At 65.9% G+C, this 15996-nt stretch carries 14 protein-coding genes; 7 read left to right on the top strand and 7 right to left on the bottom strand.

Features of this window, described 5'->3' with window-relative positions; translation table 11 throughout:
- Positions 1-39 precede the first annotated feature (39 nt).
- Positions 40-675, bottom strand: a complete 636-nt coding sequence (locus tag IY145_RS05005; protein WP_196407200.1) for an HdeD family acid-resistance protein — start codon at positions 673-675, stop codon at positions 40-42.
- Positions 676-951: 276 nt separating this feature from the next.
- On the opposite strand from IY145_RS05005, the gene IY145_RS05000 reads away from it, so the two are divergent.
- Complete coding sequence (locus IY145_RS05000) at positions 952-2889, top strand: putative bifunctional diguanylate cyclase/phosphodiesterase (RefSeq protein ID WP_196407199.1); 1938 nt, start codon at positions 952-954, stop codon at positions 2887-2889.
- 64 nt (positions 2890-2953) lie between these two features.
- Here the strand turns inward: IY145_RS05000 and IY145_RS04995 are convergent, their stop codons facing one another.
- Positions 2954-3280, bottom strand: coding sequence for a hypothetical protein (locus tag IY145_RS04995; RefSeq protein ID WP_196407198.1), 327 nt, complete (start codon positions 3278-3280; stop codon positions 2954-2956).
- A 195-nt stretch (positions 3281-3475) separates the two neighbouring features.
- Here IY145_RS04995 and IY145_RS04990 point away from each other — a divergent pair, with 195 nt between their 5' ends.
- Both IY145_RS04990 and thiD read left to right on the top strand, forming a co-directional pair.
- Complete coding sequence (locus IY145_RS04990; protein WP_196407197.1) at positions 3476-4489, top strand: WD40 repeat domain-containing protein; 1014 nt, start codon at positions 3476-3478, stop codon at positions 4487-4489.
- 20 nt (positions 4490-4509) lie between these two features.
- A complete protein-coding gene (gene thiD / locus IY145_RS04985; RefSeq protein ID WP_196407196.1) occupies positions 4510-5319 on the top strand; it encodes a bifunctional hydroxymethylpyrimidine kinase/phosphomethylpyrimidine kinase in 810 nt (269 codons plus the stop codon).
- A gap of 11 nt (positions 5320-5330) precedes the next feature.
- Here thiD and IY145_RS04980 read toward each other — a convergent pair whose 3' ends face one another.
- Positions 5331-5765 carry an Rrf2 family transcriptional regulator gene (locus tag IY145_RS04980; RefSeq protein WP_196407195.1) on the bottom strand — a complete coding sequence of 145 codons (435 nt, stop codon included), beginning with the start codon at positions 5763-5765 and terminating at the stop codon, positions 5331-5333.
- 498 nt (positions 5766-6263) lie between these two features.
- On the opposite strand from IY145_RS04980, the gene IY145_RS04975 reads away from it, so the two are divergent.
- Positions 6264-7358, top strand: coding sequence for a histidine phosphatase family protein (locus IY145_RS04975; RefSeq protein WP_196407194.1), 1095 nt, complete (start codon positions 6264-6266; stop codon positions 7356-7358).
- 28 nt (positions 7359-7386) lie between these two features.
- On the opposite strand, the gene IY145_RS04970 is transcribed toward IY145_RS04975, so the two are convergent.
- Positions 7387-8001 carry a glutathione S-transferase family protein gene (locus tag IY145_RS04970; protein ID WP_196407193.1) on the bottom strand — a complete coding sequence of 205 codons (615 nt, stop codon included), beginning with the start codon at positions 7999-8001 and terminating at the stop codon, positions 7387-7389.
- Between the two features lie 151 nt (positions 8002-8152).
- On the opposite strand from IY145_RS04970, the gene IY145_RS04965 reads away from it, so the two are divergent.
- Positions 8153-9007 carry a GyrI-like domain-containing protein gene (locus IY145_RS04965; protein WP_196407192.1) on the top strand — a complete coding sequence of 285 codons (855 nt, stop codon included), beginning with the start codon at positions 8153-8155 and terminating at the stop codon, positions 9005-9007.
- On the opposite strand, the gene IY145_RS04960 is transcribed toward IY145_RS04965, so the two are convergent.
- The 3 genes from IY145_RS04960 to IY145_RS04950 form a co-directional block, all read right to left on the bottom strand.
- Entirely contained in the window at positions 9008-9475 is a 468-nt protein-coding gene (locus IY145_RS04960) for a GNAT family N-acetyltransferase (RefSeq protein ID WP_196407191.1), read from the bottom strand.
- Between the two features lie 78 nt (positions 9476-9553).
- Positions 9554-10603 (bottom strand): NADP(H)-dependent aldo-keto reductase, encoded by a 1050-nt coding sequence (locus IY145_RS04955; protein WP_196407190.1) that lies wholly within the window; start codon positions 10601-10603, stop codon positions 9554-9556.
- A 19-nt stretch (positions 10604-10622) separates the two neighbouring features.
- On the bottom strand, positions 10623-14087 hold the full coding sequence (locus IY145_RS04950) for an acyl-[ACP]--phospholipid O-acyltransferase (protein ID WP_196407189.1): 3465 nt from the start codon (positions 14085-14087) through the stop codon (positions 10623-10625).
- A 299-nt stretch (positions 14088-14386) separates the two neighbouring features.
- Between IY145_RS04950 and IY145_RS04945 the strand changes: the two genes are divergently transcribed.
- Entirely contained in the window at positions 14387-15040 is a 654-nt protein-coding gene (locus IY145_RS04945; protein WP_196407188.1) for a TetR/AcrR family transcriptional regulator, read from the top strand.
- Between the two features lie 160 nt (positions 15041-15200).
- Complete coding sequence (locus IY145_RS04940) at positions 15201-15941, top strand: sulfite exporter TauE/SafE family protein (RefSeq protein ID WP_196407187.1); 741 nt, start codon at positions 15201-15203, stop codon at positions 15939-15941.
- The last annotated feature ends 55 nt before the right edge of the window (positions 15942-15996 follow it).

Here is a 15996-nt window from a genome sequence, read left to right as displayed (position 1 = left end):
CCCCGATTTATTTCAAAGCCTTCGAATCGTGCTCCGAAATTACGCGCCTTGCGGCGTCGCCAGCGGCGGATGCTCGACATGGCGGGCGTGGAGGCGGAAGGCCAGAATGAGCTCCACTATGCCGAGCGCTATGGCGTAGATGCCGAGCCACCAAGTCAGCACCACCGCGCCGATGACCGGCGTCAGCAGCAAGAAGAGGCCGAAGACCACGGCGAGCAGGCCGCCGAGCGCCAGCCACCAGCGGCCGTGATCCTCCTTGAGGTCCAGCGCCGAGCCGAAGGTGAGGCCGCCGCCGATGACCTCGCCGACGCCGAACACCAGCACGAAGACGAGGGCGGTGATGCCGGGCCAAAAGGCCGCGAAGGCGCCCGCCGCGATTTTCACCAGACCGGCGAGGAAAAGGAACAGCCAGGCCTCGCCCTGGCGCGCCGCCCGCACCGCGGCGACGACGGTCGCTATGCCGTCGACGGCCGCGAAGATCGCGAAGACGAGCACCAGCGACAGGATCGTCACGCCGGGCTGGAAGAGGGCGATCAGGCCGAAAATGATCGCGGCCAAGCCGCGCAGGGCGATGGCCCACCAATTATGGGCGAGGGTGGCGTTCTTGGCCGCGAGCCTGTCCAGGTCGAACGGGCTGCCGCGAAACGGATCGCCGGATACGCTGCTCGTGCTCATGCTTGGCTCCTCGGAATTCTCTGCGTCACGAGGCCGGCGGCTCTCTGACGGGGAGCCGGCCGCCCCGCCATGACATTGGTCCGTTTCGCATTTCGTCCAGGCCTCCGCCCGGCGCCGCGGCGTCGCATCGTCCAGGAGGGGCGATTTTCCCCGTTTTAACCAGTTTTCTACCGTTTTTTCCTATTGTCCTTCTGCGGCCCCTTTACGTTTTCCGCGTAAGAAGCGCCTGAAAGGTCGCCGACCTTGAAGAATACTGTCATTCGAAGACTTTATGCGTTGCTGACTGTTCCGACCGATGACGTGGAGCTCGTCCGCGCTCAGTTCCGGGCGTTCGCGCGGCAAATCCCGCTTCTCTATTTCATCTTGGCGACCAACGCTCTCGCCGTGATGTCCACCTTCGCGAAGTTCGGTCATCCCTGGCTCTCGATCTACGCGCCGAGCGCGCTGTGCCTGCTCTGTCTCGTGCGCGGGATCGCCTGGTGGCGAATCGGGCGGACGGAGAATGTGCCGGACGACATCGCCATCCTGCACATGCAGCGGACCAATAGGCTCGCTTTTTTCATCGCAGTGGCGTTCACGGCCTGGGGGCTGACGCTCTTTTCCTATGGGGAAGGCGACGCCTATGCCGAGGCGCAGATCGTCTTCTTCTTGGCCCTGACGATGATCAGCTGCAATTTCTGCCTGATGCATCTTCGCTCTGCGGCTTTGAACGTGACCCTTGTCGGCGTCGCGCCCTTCAGCCTGTTCTTCTTCTTCGCCGATGACGGGCATTTTCGCGCGGCGGCGGTCAATCTGGCGCTCGCCGCCATCGGCATGATCGCGATATTGATGATCTATTACCGCGACTTCGCCCATCTCGTGGCGTCGCGGCGCTCGCTGCTCGAGAAGCAGGCGGAGACGCAACGTTTGAGCGACGAGAATTCGCGGCTCGCCAATATCGACAGTCTGAGCGGCCTGCCCAATCGCCGCGCGCTGATGACGCATCTCGACGAGCGCAGCGGCCGTCATGGCGCGGATGCGCTTCCCACAGCCGTCGTCTATATCGATCTCGACGGCTTCAAGGACGTCAACGACACATACGGCCACGCCACGGGCGACCGGCTCATCGACATCGTCGCCAAACAGTTCGGGCATGTTCTGCCTCGAGGGGCGATGCTCGCGCGCGTCGGCGGCGACGAATTCGCGGCGGTGATCTCGGCCCGGGACGCGGAGCGCGCGGCGCGCGCCTTCGCAGCCCGCGCGCTCGAGGTTCTCGGGCGGCCGGTCCGCATCGGCGATCGCGCGGTTCAGATCGGAGCGAGCGTCGGGATTTGCTGCACGGAGCCGGACGGCTGCGACGCGCAGGAGCTGTTTCGCCGCGCCGATATCGCGATGTATCACGTCAAGGCCAATGGCAAATCGGGGGTGAGTATCTATTCGCCCGATCTGGATCTCGAGCGCCAGCGGCAGCAGGACATAGAGGATCAGCTCCGCCGCGCGCTGCGGGCCGACGAGCTCGAGGTCGTCTATCAGCCGATCGTCGACGCCGTCGGAAAGAGGGTCGTCGCCGTCGAGGCGCTGCTGCGCTGGCCGCGCCGGCCAGAGGGCGAGCTGCCGCCCGATCAATTCGTTCCGGTCGCCGAGCGGAGCGGCCTCATCAACCAGCTCGGCCTCTTCGTGCTGCGGCGGGCCTGCGAGGATTTTCTCGCCATCGACGCGGTGAAGGTCGCCGTCAATGTGTCGCCCGCCCAATTCCGCGATCCAGATTTCGAGCTGGCGGTCATGAAGATACTGATGCAGACGGGCTTTCCCGCCGCTCGCCTGGAGCTCGAGGTGACCGAGGGCTATCTGATCGATCACCCGCAGCGGGCGGCGGGCGTGATCTCCTTTCTGAAGACCCTCGGCGTCGCCGTCGCGCTGGATGATTTCGGCGCCGGCTACACCAGCATCGCCTATCTGCAGAAATATGGCTTCGACCGCATCAAGCTCGACAAATCTCTCGTCGATCGGGTGACGACGGATAGGGCGGCCGGCGTTCTCGTCGCCGGCGCCATTCATCTGGCGAATGGGCTGGATATGGCGGTGACCGCCGAGGGCGTGGAGACCGAGGAGCAGGCCTATGTGCTCGGCCTCGCCGGCTGCCAGCGCCTGCAGGGCTTTCTGTTCGGCCGCCCCATGTCGCTCGAGGCCTTTCTCGACAGCGCCGCCGCGGCGCCGGCGGTCTCGGCTGCGTGACGCTAGGATCGGGGGGAGCTTTTCTCGTCTCGGGGAGCCGCCGAAAGCGGCGTTTCCCGCCGGATTACCGTCCGCGCTGATCCCAGGAGCCGCCCATCGTCTTGACGAGATGGACGTAATCGAAAAGGTCGCTCAGCATGAAATGGCGGTTCTCGATGGTCTTCATATGGGCGACCGTGTGGGGGTCGCCTTCGAGATAGCGGGAGGCGGTCGTTCGGAACTGCTCGGGCAGGCTGAGATTGAAAGGAGAGGGCTGCATGAGCATGCGGCAGATCTGATCGAACAGCAGCCTGAACCGTTCGTCTTCGGGGTCCATATAGACGTCCCCGAAATCTTCCTTGTAGCGGCCGAAAAGAGCAAGATAATCGTCGCCGTCGGGCTTGCGCTGCATTGGGTTCGTCCATCCCCGTTCGAAACGTGAAGGGGCATGAAAGAACGGCGCCACCAGCACGGGATTTGCGCCGATCGTCGTCCATGGCGGCGAAATGGACGCGCCTTCGCGCGAGATAACGGGCGCCATCGCCGCGCAAATCCGTTATAGAGGACAGGCCGCGCCGCCGCGGCCTTTCCCGAGGCGACCCGAATCGTGACTTTTGGCGCTCCTGCTTCCCTCACTTCCGCTTTCACGCCCTTCGACGCCGGCGCCGAGGTCGTCGCCGCCGCCTTTCTCGGCGATGCGCCCGTGCTGGCGCTCGCCGATGGGCGGCTCGCCTTGCCCGGCGAAGGGGCCGATGTCGGCCATCGGATCGCGCATTCGGACGGCGCCATATTGGTTGTGGCGAGCGACGGAAAGCGGCTGATCACCGGCGGCGACGACGGGCTCGTCATCGCTTCCGACCTCGCCGGCCGCGAGATCATCGCCGACGAAAAGGGCAAATGGATCGACGCCGTCGCCGCCCGCGCGGATGGGACGCTCGCATGGTCGGTCGGCCGCGAGCTGCGCACGCGCTCGCCCAAGGGCGAGGCCAGGGCGCTGCCGCTGCCGTCGAGCTCGCGGGGGATCGCCTTTTTCCCCAAGGGCTATCGGCTCGCCATCGCTCACTACAATGGCGTCTCGCTGTGGTTTCCCAACGCCGGCGCGCCCGAGTTTCTCGAGTGGAAGGGCTCGCATCTCGACGTCGTGGTCTCGCCGGACGGTAGATTCGTCCTCACCTCCATGCAGGAGAATATGCTGCATGGCTGGCGCGTTTCCGACGGCAAGAATATGCGAATGGCCGGCTATCCGGCGAAGACGCGCTCGCTCTCCTGGTCGCATGACGGTAAATGGCTCGCCACCTCGGGCGCCGACGCCTGCGTCGTCTGGCCCTTCCAGTCCAAGGACGGGCCGATGGGCGAGCCGCCGCGCGAATGCGGCGTGCGGCCGGAGGTGAAGGTCACTCGCGTCGCCTTCCATCCCAGCGCGCTCGCCGTGGCGATCGGCTATGAGGACGGCATGGTGCTGCTCTGCCGTCTGACCGACGCTTCCGAGCTGCTGGTGCGCCGCCCGGACGAGGGCGCCCCCGCGCGCATTTCGGCGCTCTGCTGGGACGCGAAGGGAACACGGCTCGCCGTCGGCGCCGAGAATGGCGCGGCCGGCGTGCTGACGCTGCCGACGAAATAGAGCGTGAGCGGGAGGCGCAAATGGCCGCCCATATTCCCAAGCTCCTGTCGATCGCCGGCTCCGATCCGAGCGGCGGCGCCGGCGTGCAGGGTGATCTCAAGACATTTTCCGCGCTCGGCTGCTATGGAATGGCCGCGATCACGGCGCTGACGGCGCAGAACACGCGCGGGGTCAGCCTCGTCCATGCGGTTCCGGCCGCGGTCGCAGCCGCGCAGATCGACGCCATTTTCGCCGATATAGACGTGGATGCGGTCAAGATCGGCATGCTGGCCGAACCCGCCATCGCCGAGGCGGTGGCGGATTCTCTCGCTCGCGCCGGCGCGACGCGCATCGTCTTCGATCCTGTCCTCGTCGCCACCAGCGGCGATTCTCTTTCCGCCGCCGGGCTCATCGAAGCCATGATCGCGCGCCTCTTTCCGCTCGCGGTCGTGGTCACGCCCAATCTGCCCGAGGCCGCGGCTCTGCTCGGTGTGAGCGAGGCCATTGCTCCGCAAGACATGGTCGAGCAGGGACGCGCGCTCGTCGTGCGCGGCGCGCGCGCCGTGCTGATGAAGGGCGGCCATCTTTCGGGCGAGCCGCTCGACATTCTCGTCGAGGGGGAGACGGTTCACGAATTCCACGGGCGGCGCGCGCCGACGAATAATCTGCACGGCACGGGCTGCGCGCTGTCATCCGCCATAGCGGCGCATCTCGCCCATGGCGCAGAGCTGATCCCGGCGATCCGCGCCGCCAAGGATTATCTGGAGAATGCGCTTTGCGCAGCGGATAGGCTCGCGCTCGGCTCCGGCCGTGGGCCGCCGCACCATCTCCACTCTCTGTGGAAGCCGTGAGCGGCGGCGGCTCAGCGCAGGATTTGCGTCGAGCGCCTTCCCCTGCCGCGCAGCGAGGCGATGCTGGTGCGGTCGAGGATCAGCGCCATGGCGTCGCGCACGTCGAGCATCAGATCGCGGATGGCGCAGGCGTCCTCGTCCGGACAGTCGTTGCAGCGCTGATAGGCGGTGCGGCTGGCGCAGGCGATGGGCGCCAGCGGCCCGTCGAGAATGCGGATGATCTGGCCGACCGTGATCTTGTCGGCGGGGCGGGCGAGATGATAGCCGCCGCCCTTGCCCTTCTTGCTGTTCAGAATGCCGGCGTTGCGCAATTCCAGCAGGATCGCGTCGAGGAATTTGCGCGGAATATTATTCTGCGCGGCCATGTCGCCGGCGAGGCACTGCCCTTCGGCTCCGGCGAGATGGATCAGCGCCTTGAGCCCGTATTTCGCTTTATTGGACAGCATCTGTTCGTAATCTCTCCCGTCCGCGCGCCGCTTGAGAGCGCGAGCCTCGCCTCGGGCAAGTCGGCAAACCCCATCGGCTGTCTTGCGATCTTCGCCTCGAATGGGGCGATGACGCGGCGGCGTGACACGAGTGGAGCCCGCCGAAACCCGACGCGGCGAAGCGGATAGAATAGATATATTGACTATCACGCAAAAAGGAAAACGCCAGCACCGAATTTGCTGAAGCGGCGGGAGAATTCTGCCGTCCAAGGCGATCCGCCGCCGAGGCGTCAGCGTTGCTTGTCTAACAGCTTACTAATTCACTAGAATACTATGATGATGGCGGGTGGCTGCGATACGCATCGGCGCTGTCTCGGGCGCAGCTGGAAAATCGCAGCGCACACGGCCAGGAACTCACGCGCGTCCATAGGATTTGTCGCGCGCATTGTGCGGCGCACAGTCCCGCTGGACGGATCGGCTTTTCGCGGTTAGGACGTGCGGCTATCCCGGAGAATAGTCATGGCGCGCACGCGCATCTGTCTCGCACGGCACGGCGAAACCAATTGGAATCTCGAGCGGCGCGTTCAGGGGCAATTGAACATCCCCTTGAACGTCAGGGGAATCGCGCAGGCGCAGGCGCTGGCGCGCGAGCTTCGCTCCGAGCGTTTCGACCGCATCTACAGCAGCGATTTGAGACGCGCCTTGCAGACCGTCACGCCGCTGGCGACGAGCCTCCGCCTGCCGATCGAGGCGCGAGTCGCGCTGCGTGAGAAAGACGACGGCGCCTGGCAGGGCATGACCTTCGACGATGTCGACCGCGCCTTTCCGAGCGAGCATGCGCGGCATCGCCAGCGCCAGGCAGATTTTCTCATTCCGGGCGGCGAGACGCTCGCTGCCTTCGCCGATCGGGTCGGCGCGGAGCTGACCGCCATAGCCGAGCGGCACGCGGGCGAGACGGTTCTCGTCGTCGCTCATGCGGGCGTGCTCGACATAGGCTATCGCCTCGCCACCGGCCTCGGCCTCTCCGAGAAGCGCGACCCGCCGGTCCTCCACGCCGCGCCCAATTGGTTCGTCTATGAGGATGGGCGCTGGACGCTCGAGCGCTGGGCGCAGGAGAGCGCGCGCGAGAGCGTCGTGATGCCTTATGACGGGCGCCCGCTGCCGCGCCGTCCGGCTGCGCGCCTGCTGCCGCTCGACGCGGAGCATCGCGTGCTGCTGTTCCGCTATTCGACGCGCCTGTCGCCGATTTTCGAAGCGCAGGGACATTCGCATTTCTGGGGCTCGATCGGGGGCGCCGTCGAGCCCGGCGAGACCTTCGACGCGGCCGCGCGCCGCGAGCTCGCCGAGGAGACGGGGCTCACCGGCGTCGATCTCGGCGAGATCGTCTTTTCCCGCGAATTCCCGATGCAGTTCGGCGCGGACTGGTTTCAGGCCGACGAGCGCTTCTACGCCATTCGCGTCGATGAATTCACGCCGGACACGCGCGGCTTCACCGATGTCGAGCGCAGCGACGTGCTCGGCTGGAAATGGTGGAGCGCCGCGGAGATCGCGGCGACGGAAGAGCTGCTCTTTCCCGAGGCGCTCGACTGGCTGCTCGAGAGGCTTCGCGGCTGATTGTCTCGTCGCCGCGGCGCGACCCATCTCAATCGAAATCCGCCGCCGCGAATTCCGGCAGGCGCTCCGCCCGCGCCGAAAATTCCGCGAGCGCTGGAAATTCGGCCGCGTCGAGCCGATCCGGTGCGACGCTGCGCGTGAAGCGCCAGGCGACCGCAGCGGTGATGTCCGCTTGCAGCGGGCGCGCGCCGAACAGGAAGCCGTCTCCGGCCGCTGCGATTTCCGCCTCGAGCAGGCGATAGGCGGCGACGAGCTGGCCGCTCACGCGCTCGACCCAGGGCTCGTATCGTCGCTCGTCGGGGCGCTTCGATTCGTAGACGAGCTGGACGGATTTTTCATTCGCCGCCAGCGCCAGCCCGATGATTCGCTGCGAGCGCACGAAATCCGCGAGCCCTTGCGGAGCCAGCCGACGCTCGGCCGGGACGAGGCGCTCCAGATAATCGAGGATCAGAGCCGAATCGAGCAGCGTCACGCCCTCGTCGGTGACGAGCGTCGGCGCCTTCACCACCGGGTTGATCGCGGAAAAAACCGTAAAGTCGCGAAAGACCGAGAGCGGTTCGTGGACAAAGGGCAGGCCCATCGCGTTGAGGGACACTGCGACGCGTCGCACATAGGGAGAATCCAGCATTCCGATGAGACGCATTTTCAATATCCTTCTCGCTCGCCCCGGCCCCGACATGCGATCATTGCGACAAATGCGATAATTCGACGACCATTGCGGTTTTCGCGCATGGGTCGAAAAACAGCAATTGCTGCAATGCGCCGCGCCCCGCGCTGCTTTATTCGTGACCGCCATGAAGCCGACCACGCGCAATGATTATAGCAAGCGCATCGCGCGCGTCACCGAGGCGATCTTTCGCGATCCCGCCAAGGCGCGCGCGCTCGAGGACTGGGCGGCGCTCGCCAATTTCTCGCCTTATCATTTTCATCGCATCTATCGCGCGATGCAGGGCGAGACTCTCGCTGACACGATTCGCCGCGCGCGCCTCATCCGCGCCGCGCGGGCGCTGGCGACGAGCGCGCGCAGCGTCACCGACATAGCGCTCGACGCCGGCTATGAGAATGCGCAGAGCTTCTCGCGCGCCTTTCGCGGCTTCGTCGCCGTCAGCCCGAGCGCGTTTCGCGCGACGCATCGCGCCGCCGCCGATTTCACTTTGCCTTCCCCCGTCGTCGTCACGAGAAAGGACGAGGTCATGAATGTCGAGATCAACGATCTGGCGCCGATCCACGCGCATGTTCTGGAGCATAAGGGGCCGGTCGCCTCCATACCGGAGACATGGGCGGCCCTGTGGCGCTGGCATATGCAGGCGGGGCTCGCCGGGCGCGCGCTCTATCCCATCGGCGTCTGCTACGGCGATCCGGAGGCCGATTGCGGTTTCCGCTATTTCGCGGGCCTCGTTTTTCCCGATGGCGTCACCGCCTCGGGCGATGTGACGACCGCGGATATCCCTAGCGGGCGCTACGCCTCCTATCGGCATATCGGCCCTTATGGCGGCATCGCCGCCGCGTTTCAGCAGCTCTATGGCGAATGGCTGCCGACGAGCGGCCATGAGCCCGACGATCGCCCGTCGCTCGAGATCTATCGCAACACGCCCTATGACGCGCCGCCCGAGGGGCTGATCACCGATCTGCTCGTTCCGGTGAAGTGATCAGCGCGACATGCGAAAACGCAATATGCGGCTCTCGCCTATGTCGAAAAACTGTATGCGTTTGCCGCCGGCGCGCTCGGCGGTCGTCGGCCAGAAGGCGCGCGCAGCGGCGTTGTCGCGATGGAAGGAGAGTTCCCACCAGCCCGAGCGCGTGTGAAAGGCGCGGCTCGCCGCCTCGCTCCCGCAGCCGGTGCGGCGCAGCTCGGGCAGCACGTAGAATTCCGCGATCGAGGCCTCGACCGGATAGCCGGAGATGGAGATCGCATTGACGAGAGTGAAGCCGGCGACGCGCCCCTCTGCTTCGATCACATAAGGGAAGCGGCGCGGCTCGCGCCAATAGGAATCGAGAAAGGGATAGGCGTCCGGCTCGTCATAGCCCCAGGGGCCGAGCTCGGTGAGATAGCGCCGCAGCAGCGCGGCGATCTCCGGTTTTTCCTCGAGCGGCGCGAGCCGCAGCCTCACTTTCATGACGCGCGCTTCCGTCTCCTCGCGCCCCCTCCCCGACCCTCGCCCGCTGCGCGGAGAAGGGGCGAGGAGAAGGCTCTCTCACGGCGCAGGATTGCTGTGCAGCTGGTGAATCGCGTCGATGCGCGCTTCGATCTCCGGCGTGATCGTCACCTCGAGCGAATCCAAATCCTCCTGCAATTGCGCCATCGTCGTCGCGCCGATGATGTTGGACGTCACGAAAGACCGCGAGGTCACGAAGGCGAGCGCGAGTTTCGCGGGCGAGACCTCTATGTCTTTCGCCAGCGCGAGATAGGCGTCGATCGCCTGCGCCACGCCGGGCTTCTCATAGCGCTGGCCGCGCTCGAAGAGCGTCGTGCGCGCGCCGGCGGGACGGGCGCCATTTTGATATTTGCCGGAGAGATAGCCTTGCGCCAGCGGCGAATAGGCGAGCAGCCCGACATCCTCGCGCAATGCGAATTCGGCGAGGCCGATCTCGAAAGTGCGATTGATGAGATTATAAGCGTTCTGGATCGAGACGACGCGCGGCCCATGTCCATTCTCCGCAGCGCTCAGAAAGCGCGAGACGCCCCAGCTCGTCTCATTGGAGAGCGCGACATGGCGCACCTTGCCGGCCTTCACCAGATCGGCGAGCGCCTCGAGAGTCTCCTCGGCGGAGACTTCATCGACCTTCGGCGGCGCGCGGAAGATCGTGCCGCCGGCGCCGAAGAGCGGCAGCGGCCGATCCGGCCAATGCAGCTGATAGAGATCGACATAATCGGTCTGCAGGCGCTTCAAGGATTCGTCGATCGCGTAATTTATATTCTTGCGGTCGAGGCGCGTTCCTTTGCCGTCGGGACGCAGATAGGGGCTCTCGCTGCGGCCCGAGACTTTCGTCGCCAATATCACTTTGTCGCGGTTGTTGCGCGCCGCGAGCCAGGAGCCGATGATCCGCTCGGTCGAGCCTTGCGTCTCGGCGCGCGGGGGGATGGAATACATCTCCGCCGTGTCGATGAAGTTGACGCCGCGATCGAGCGCGTAGTCGAGCTGCGCATGTCCTTCCGCTTCGGTGTTCTGCTGGCCCCAGGTCATTGTGCCGAGCATGATCGACGACACGCGAAGATCGGTGCGGCCCAGTCTGCGATAGTCCATTGTCTTACGACCTTTCGTCTCAGGCGGGCTGCGTCGCCGCGTCGCCGTCGATGCGGCCGAGGCCGTTCGGAACGCGTGGCGTCGGCAGGATGAAGCGGCCGCGGTCGCGCACCATTGCGGCGACGCCCGCGAAGTCGAGCTTGCCGGAGCCGAGCAGCGGCAGTCTGTCGACGATCATGAATTCGGCCGGAACCATCAGCTCCGACGCGCCCCTCGCCTTGGCGAAGGCGAGGAATTCGGCGCGCGTCGCCTCCTTGTTCTGCGTCACCAGCACGATGCGCTCGCCCTTGCGCGGATCGAGCTCGCGCGCCGCCGCCGACAGCGCTTGCGGCCATAATTCCGCGGCGAGAGTCTCCACCGCGGCGAGCGAGATCATCTCGCCGCCGATCTTGGCGAAACGCTTGGCGCGGCCCTGGATCTTGATGAAGCCCTGCGCGTCGACGGTCACTATGTCGCCGGTGTCGTGCCAGCCCTCGGCCGGCGGCTGCAGCACGCCGGGCGCGTCGGCCATCAGATAGCCGAGCATCACATTGGGCCCACGCACATGGAGACGTCCGCCCTCGGCGACGCCGGCGACGCTCTCGAGGCGCAGCTCCATGCCGGGCAGCAGCCGGCCGACGCTGCCGAAGCGGTTGAACATGGGTGTGTTGAGCGCCAGCGCCGGCGCCGTCTCGGTGACGCCATAGCCCTCGAGAATGCGAATGCCGAATTTCTCGAGATAGACGTCGCGCGTTCCCTGCTTCACGGGCTCGGCGCCGGCGATGACATAGCGCAGCGAGCGGAAGTCGTAGGAATGCGCGACGCGCGCATAGCCGTTGAGGAAGGTGTCGGTGCCGAGCAGCACTGTGGCGTTGGCGTTGTAGACGAGCTCGGGCACGATCTTATAATGCAGCGGCGACGGGTAGAAATAGATCGGCACGCCGGAGACGAGCGGCAGGATGAAGCCGACATTGAGCCCGAAGCAATGGAACACCGGCAGCACGCTGAACAATTTGTCGGTGCGGCCGAAGTCTATGCGCGCCGCCGCCTGGGCGGCGTTGGCGAGGAGGTTCTTGTGTGAGAGCACGACGCCCTTGGGCGCGCCTTCCGAGCCGGAGGTGAAGAGAATCGCCGCCGGATCGTCGGGACTCCGCTTCTCCAGCGGGCGCTTGTGGCGCAGCAGGGCGGAGAGCTTGTCGGCCCGCGTGATCTCGCCGCGCACATCCTCTAGATAGACGATGCGGAACTCCTTCTCGAGCGAAGCGATCAGCGCGTCGAGCTTGCCCTTCTCGACGAAGGCGCGCGAGGTGAGCAGCGTCGTCGCCTGCGCCGATTTGAGGCCTAAGGCGATATTGGCGGCGCCGGCGGTGAAATTCACCATGGCCGCGACGCGTCCCGCGCCGACGACGGCGAAGATCGTCACGGCGGCGCCGTTGGAATTGGGCAGCATCACGCCGAGCGCCTCGCCCGTCTCCGAAATGCGTTGCAGCTTGCGGCCGAGCGCATGGGCGCCGATCATGATGCGCTTATAGGTGAGCGCGCCGGTGATCGGATCCTGGATCGCCACGCGGCCGGCGCCATGCTCGGCGGCGGCGTCGACGAGCGCTCGATGCAGCGTGCGGTCGATCGGGCTCGTGCGGAACACGAGGTCCGACATGATCTCATAGAGCGCCGCGCCGGAGGCGATGCGACGCGCCTTGCCGCGCAGCGCGGAATCGACCACGAGCCGCGTCGGCTCCAGCACGGTCAGCGTGAATTTGGGGAAGAAGCGACGCCGCGCTTGCGCGGGCGTCAGCCGCGAGAACATCGTCGCCTCCGGCCCCTCGATACGCACGGGCACCACCCAGGCGCCGGATTTTTCGGCGATGAGGCCGGCGCCGTCATAGACTTTCATCAGGCTGCCGGTGACGGTGAGGCGTCCCTCGGGGAAGATGATCAGCGGATCGCCGTTCTTCACCGCATTGACGAGCGTGCGCGTGCCGAGCGGGCGCGTCGGATCGAGCGGAATGGCGCGCACATAGCGCAGGAAGGGCCGCACCCACCATTTCGTCGCGATCGTCGAGTCGATGGCGAAGACCGGATCGACCGGCAGCACGCAGAGGATCGCCGCGGCGTCGAGGAAGCTCACATGATTGAGCGCGATGATCGGATTCTTGCCGGCCCTGTCGAAATTGCCGAAGCCTCTCACTTCGAGACGATAGAAGGCGCGGAAGATGATCGACAGGGCGTCACGAAAAGGGGAGACGACGACGGCTTTGTAGATCCATAGGGCCGCGAGCGCCATCAGCACGCCCATGCCGAGAAAGAGATCCGGCACGGAGACGCCCTTGCTCTGCAGCAGCGCGACGGCGAAGGCGCCGCCCGCCATGAAAGCGGCGTTGAGCACATTCACCGCGGCGATGATGCGTGAGCGCTCATGAGGCGGCGCATAGGCCTGCAGTGCGGCGAAGGAGGGCACGATCATCAGCCCGCCGGCAATGGCGAGCAGAGCGAGATCGATGGTCACGCGCCAGGCGACGGCGAGCTCGAAGAATTCGGCGATCTCCAGCGGCGTCGTCGTCTCTTGCGGCGCCAGCGTGGCGAGCGTCCAGCCGAGGTCGAGCGAGGCGCCGGCGATGATCGCCGCGCCGATCGCCGCCGGCAGCAGCACGATGCGTCCCGCGAGCAGGAAGGAAGCGAGGCCGGAGCCCACAGCGATGGCGATGGCGAAGACGGCGAGGAACAAAGTGACGACCAGCTCCGAGCCGTGCATCACATGCGTCACCAGCGGCGCCAGCAGCGACATTGCGATGACGCCGACGAGCCAGAACAGGCTCGTCACCGCGCCGACGCGCCACAGCCGCCGCTCCTTCCACAATTCGCGCAGCAGCGCGGCGGTGGAGCGCAGCACATTGGGATCGATGCGAATCTCGGGCGCGGCGCGCGCCGTAGAGGGGATGAGGCGCGCCGCTCCCCAGGCCGCGACCGCCGCGGCGGTGACGCCGATGGTGGTGACGAGCGGCTCACCGCCGCCATGCATGGCGAGGCCGCCGGCGATAGTGCCGGCGAGAATGGCGAGGAAGGTCGCGCCTTCGACCAGCGCATTGCCGGCCGGCAATTCCTCCTGACGCAGATGATCGGGAAGAATGCCGTATTTCACCGGGCCGAACAGCGCGCCGAGCACGCCGAAGGAAAACAGCGCGACGAAGAGCACGGGCACGGAAGAGAGCGCAAAGCCCGCGACGGCGATCAGCGCCGCGCCGATCTCCACGAATTTGAGACGCCGCGCGACGAGCGCCTTGTCATATTTGTCGGCGATCTGGCCGCCGAGCGCGGAGAGCACGAAATAGGGCGCGATGAAAACCGCGCCGGCGAGCGTGACGAGCGACTCGCCCTCATGCCCGCCGATCTTGAACAATATGAGCAGGACCAGCGCATTCTTGAGGAAATTGTCGTTGAAGGCGGCGAAGAACTGGCACCAGAACAAAGGCGCGAAGCGTTTGGTGAGAAGCAGATGTTCCGACATGGGTGAAATTCCGTCAGCGCGCGGCGAGAAGGCGTGGTTTCGCCGATTCTGTTTAAGGATGGGTTGGTCCGCAGGCGTTGCGCGCCCGCACATACTACGCCTCGGGCGCGGCCCGCGGCGATGAGATTCTAGGATCGGATGGCCCCTTCCCTCTCAGCCGGAGAGGGGCGGGGAGGGGGCGCGAGCGTGCTCGCTTTCATCGATATGAGCGCAATGGCGTCTTGATCATCCGAATTCTCCTGCTATGAACACCGTTCATGAGCAACGTTAGCACGATCTGAGCGGAGTTCAACACAAAAATGAACGACGTTCAAAAATCTGAATCGGATCCCGCCGAACGACCTGCCGGCAAAACCACCGCACGTCGCGCCGATCTGCGCGAGCGACTCGTGGCCGCCGGCCGCGCCGCGATCGCCGAGGGCGGGCTGCAGAATTTGAAGGCGCGCGATCTCGCCGCCGCCGCGGGCTGCGCGGTCGGGGCGATCTACAATGTGTTCGACGATCTCGACGGCCTGATTTTGCGCATCGGCGCGGATACTCTGGCGCGGCTGGAGCAGGGGCTGGCCGCGCCGTCGGGGCCTGTTCCGGAGCCCGCCGACGAGCTTCTGCGCCTCTCGCAGGGCTATCTGGCCTTCGCCCGCGCCAATAAGGCGCTGTGGCGGGCGCTGTTCGAGCACAGGCTCGCCGGCGGCCGCGACGCGCCAGCCTGGTATCTCGACGATCAGAGCCGCCTCTTCACCCTCGTCGAAGAGCCGCTCGCGCGGCTGCTGCCCGACGAGCCCGCGCCCTCCCGCGCCTTGCTGGCGCGCACATTGTTTTCCGCCGTGCATGGGGTCGTCTCGCTCGGCCTCGAGGAAAAGCTCGCGCCGATGCCGGAGGCGGTGCTCGACGCCGAGCTCGAGCGGCTGGTGCGCGCCTTCGCTGGCGGAGTGACCCAGCGGTCGCCCGCGTGAAGTTTTCCTCATCGGGATGAGACCGAGATTCCCTGTCGCTTCGCGGGAGCGAGCCTTCGGGTCCAAATGACGTAGACGGCTAGCATTTCGAGCTATGGCTTGCCTTCCAGAGCCCGACCTGAAATATCGGGTTTAGGAAGTTCCAGAGGCGCTGCCGCCCATGCTGCTGATTCTGCTCTTTTTCGTCGCAATGTGGGCGGGCGCGCAAAATGCGCTGGCCGGCGGCGGCTCTTTTCTCACTCTGCCGACGCTCATGCTCACCGGCATGGACGCCCGCGCCGCCAATGTCACCTCCTGCGTCGCGCTGTTTCCCGCGCAGGTCGCCACCGGCTGGGCCGGCCGCTCTCTCTCGCGCGGCGCAGCGGGCCTCGGCCTGCGAACCTTGTTCATCATCAGCATCGTCGGCGGGGCGGTGGGCGCGGTCATATTGCTGCTGACGCCGCCGGCCTTCTTCGCCAGACTAGTGCCCTGGCTGGTGCTGTTCGCCACAGTCGTGTTCGCCTATGGCAGCTTTCTGCGCAAGCCGGGCGACGCGAACGCGCATCTTTCGGCGAGAGGCGCCGGCGTCGCGCAATTTTTCATCTCCGTCTATGGCGGCTATTTCGGCGGCGGCATCGGCTTTCTGATGGTCGCGGCGCTGACCATGGCGGGGCAGAATGTCCGCATCGCCGCCGCGACGAAAAATGTCCTCGCCGCGGTGATGAACGCCTCGGCCGTGGCGATCTTCCTGTTCTCGCCGGATCTGCATCTCGAGCAGGCGCTGGTCACCTCGCTCGGCGCGACGATCGGCGGAGTCGCGGGCGCGCGCATGCTGCATCATATTCCGGACAAATGGCTGCGCATCGTCGTCGTCGTCATCGGCGCGCTCTTGACCTTCGGCTTGTTCCAGCGCGCGCCGTGAGGCGGTCTGCCGCGCTATCGCGGCTGGACGGCGGGCTCGGCCTCCTTATCTAACC

It is taken from the genome of Methylosinus sp. H3A, from assembly GCF_015709455.1.
Taxonomy (GTDB): Bacteria; Pseudomonadota; Alphaproteobacteria; order Rhizobiales; family Beijerinckiaceae; genus Methylosinus.
Note: the sequence above shows the minus strand (reverse complement) of the source record. Positions and strands in the feature narration are given on the sequence as shown.

Bases quoted from the DNA above. Each gene is read 5' to 3' on its own strand.
- IY145_RS04975 (WP_196407194.1), top strand. From the start codon at position 6,264: ATGGCGCGCACGCGCATCTGTCTCGCACGGCACGGCGAAACCAATTGG.
- IY145_RS04940 (WP_196407187.1), top strand. From the start codon at position 15,201: ATGCTGCTGATTCTGCTCTTTTTCGTCGCAATGTGGGCGGGCGCGCAA.
- IY145_RS04970 (WP_196407193.1), bottom strand. From the start codon at position 8,001: ATGCGTCTCATCGGAATGCTGGATTCTCCCTATGTGCGACGCGTCGCA.
- IY145_RS04955 (WP_196407190.1), bottom strand. From the start codon at position 10,603: ATGGACTATCGCAGACTGGGCCGCACCGATCTTCGCGTGTCGTCGATC.
- IY145_RS05005 (WP_196407200.1), bottom strand. From the start codon at position 675: ATGAGCACGAGCAGCGTATCCGGCGATCCGTTTCGCGGCAGCCCGTTC.
- IY145_RS04980 (WP_196407195.1), bottom strand. From the start codon at position 5,765: ATGCTGTCCAATAAAGCGAAATACGGGCTCAAGGCGCTGATCCATCTC.
- IY145_RS04960 (WP_196407191.1), bottom strand. From the start codon at position 9,475: ATGAAAGTGAGGCTGCGGCTCGCGCCGCTCGAGGAAAAACCGGAGATC.
- IY145_RS04995 (WP_196407198.1), bottom strand. From the start codon at position 3,280: ATGCAGCGCAAGCCCGACGGCGACGATTATCTTGCTCTTTTCGGCCGC.
- thiD (WP_196407196.1), top strand. From the start codon at position 4,510: ATGGCCGCCCATATTCCCAAGCTCCTGTCGATCGCCGGCTCCGATCCG.
- IY145_RS04945 (WP_196407188.1), top strand. From the start codon at position 14,387: ATGAACGACGTTCAAAAATCTGAATCGGATCCCGCCGAACGACCTGCC.
- IY145_RS04965 (WP_196407192.1), top strand. From the start codon at position 8,153: ATGAAGCCGACCACGCGCAATGATTATAGCAAGCGCATCGCGCGCGTC.
- IY145_RS04950 (WP_196407189.1), bottom strand. From the start codon at position 14,087: ATGTCGGAACATCTGCTTCTCACCAAACGCTTCGCGCCTTTGTTCTGG.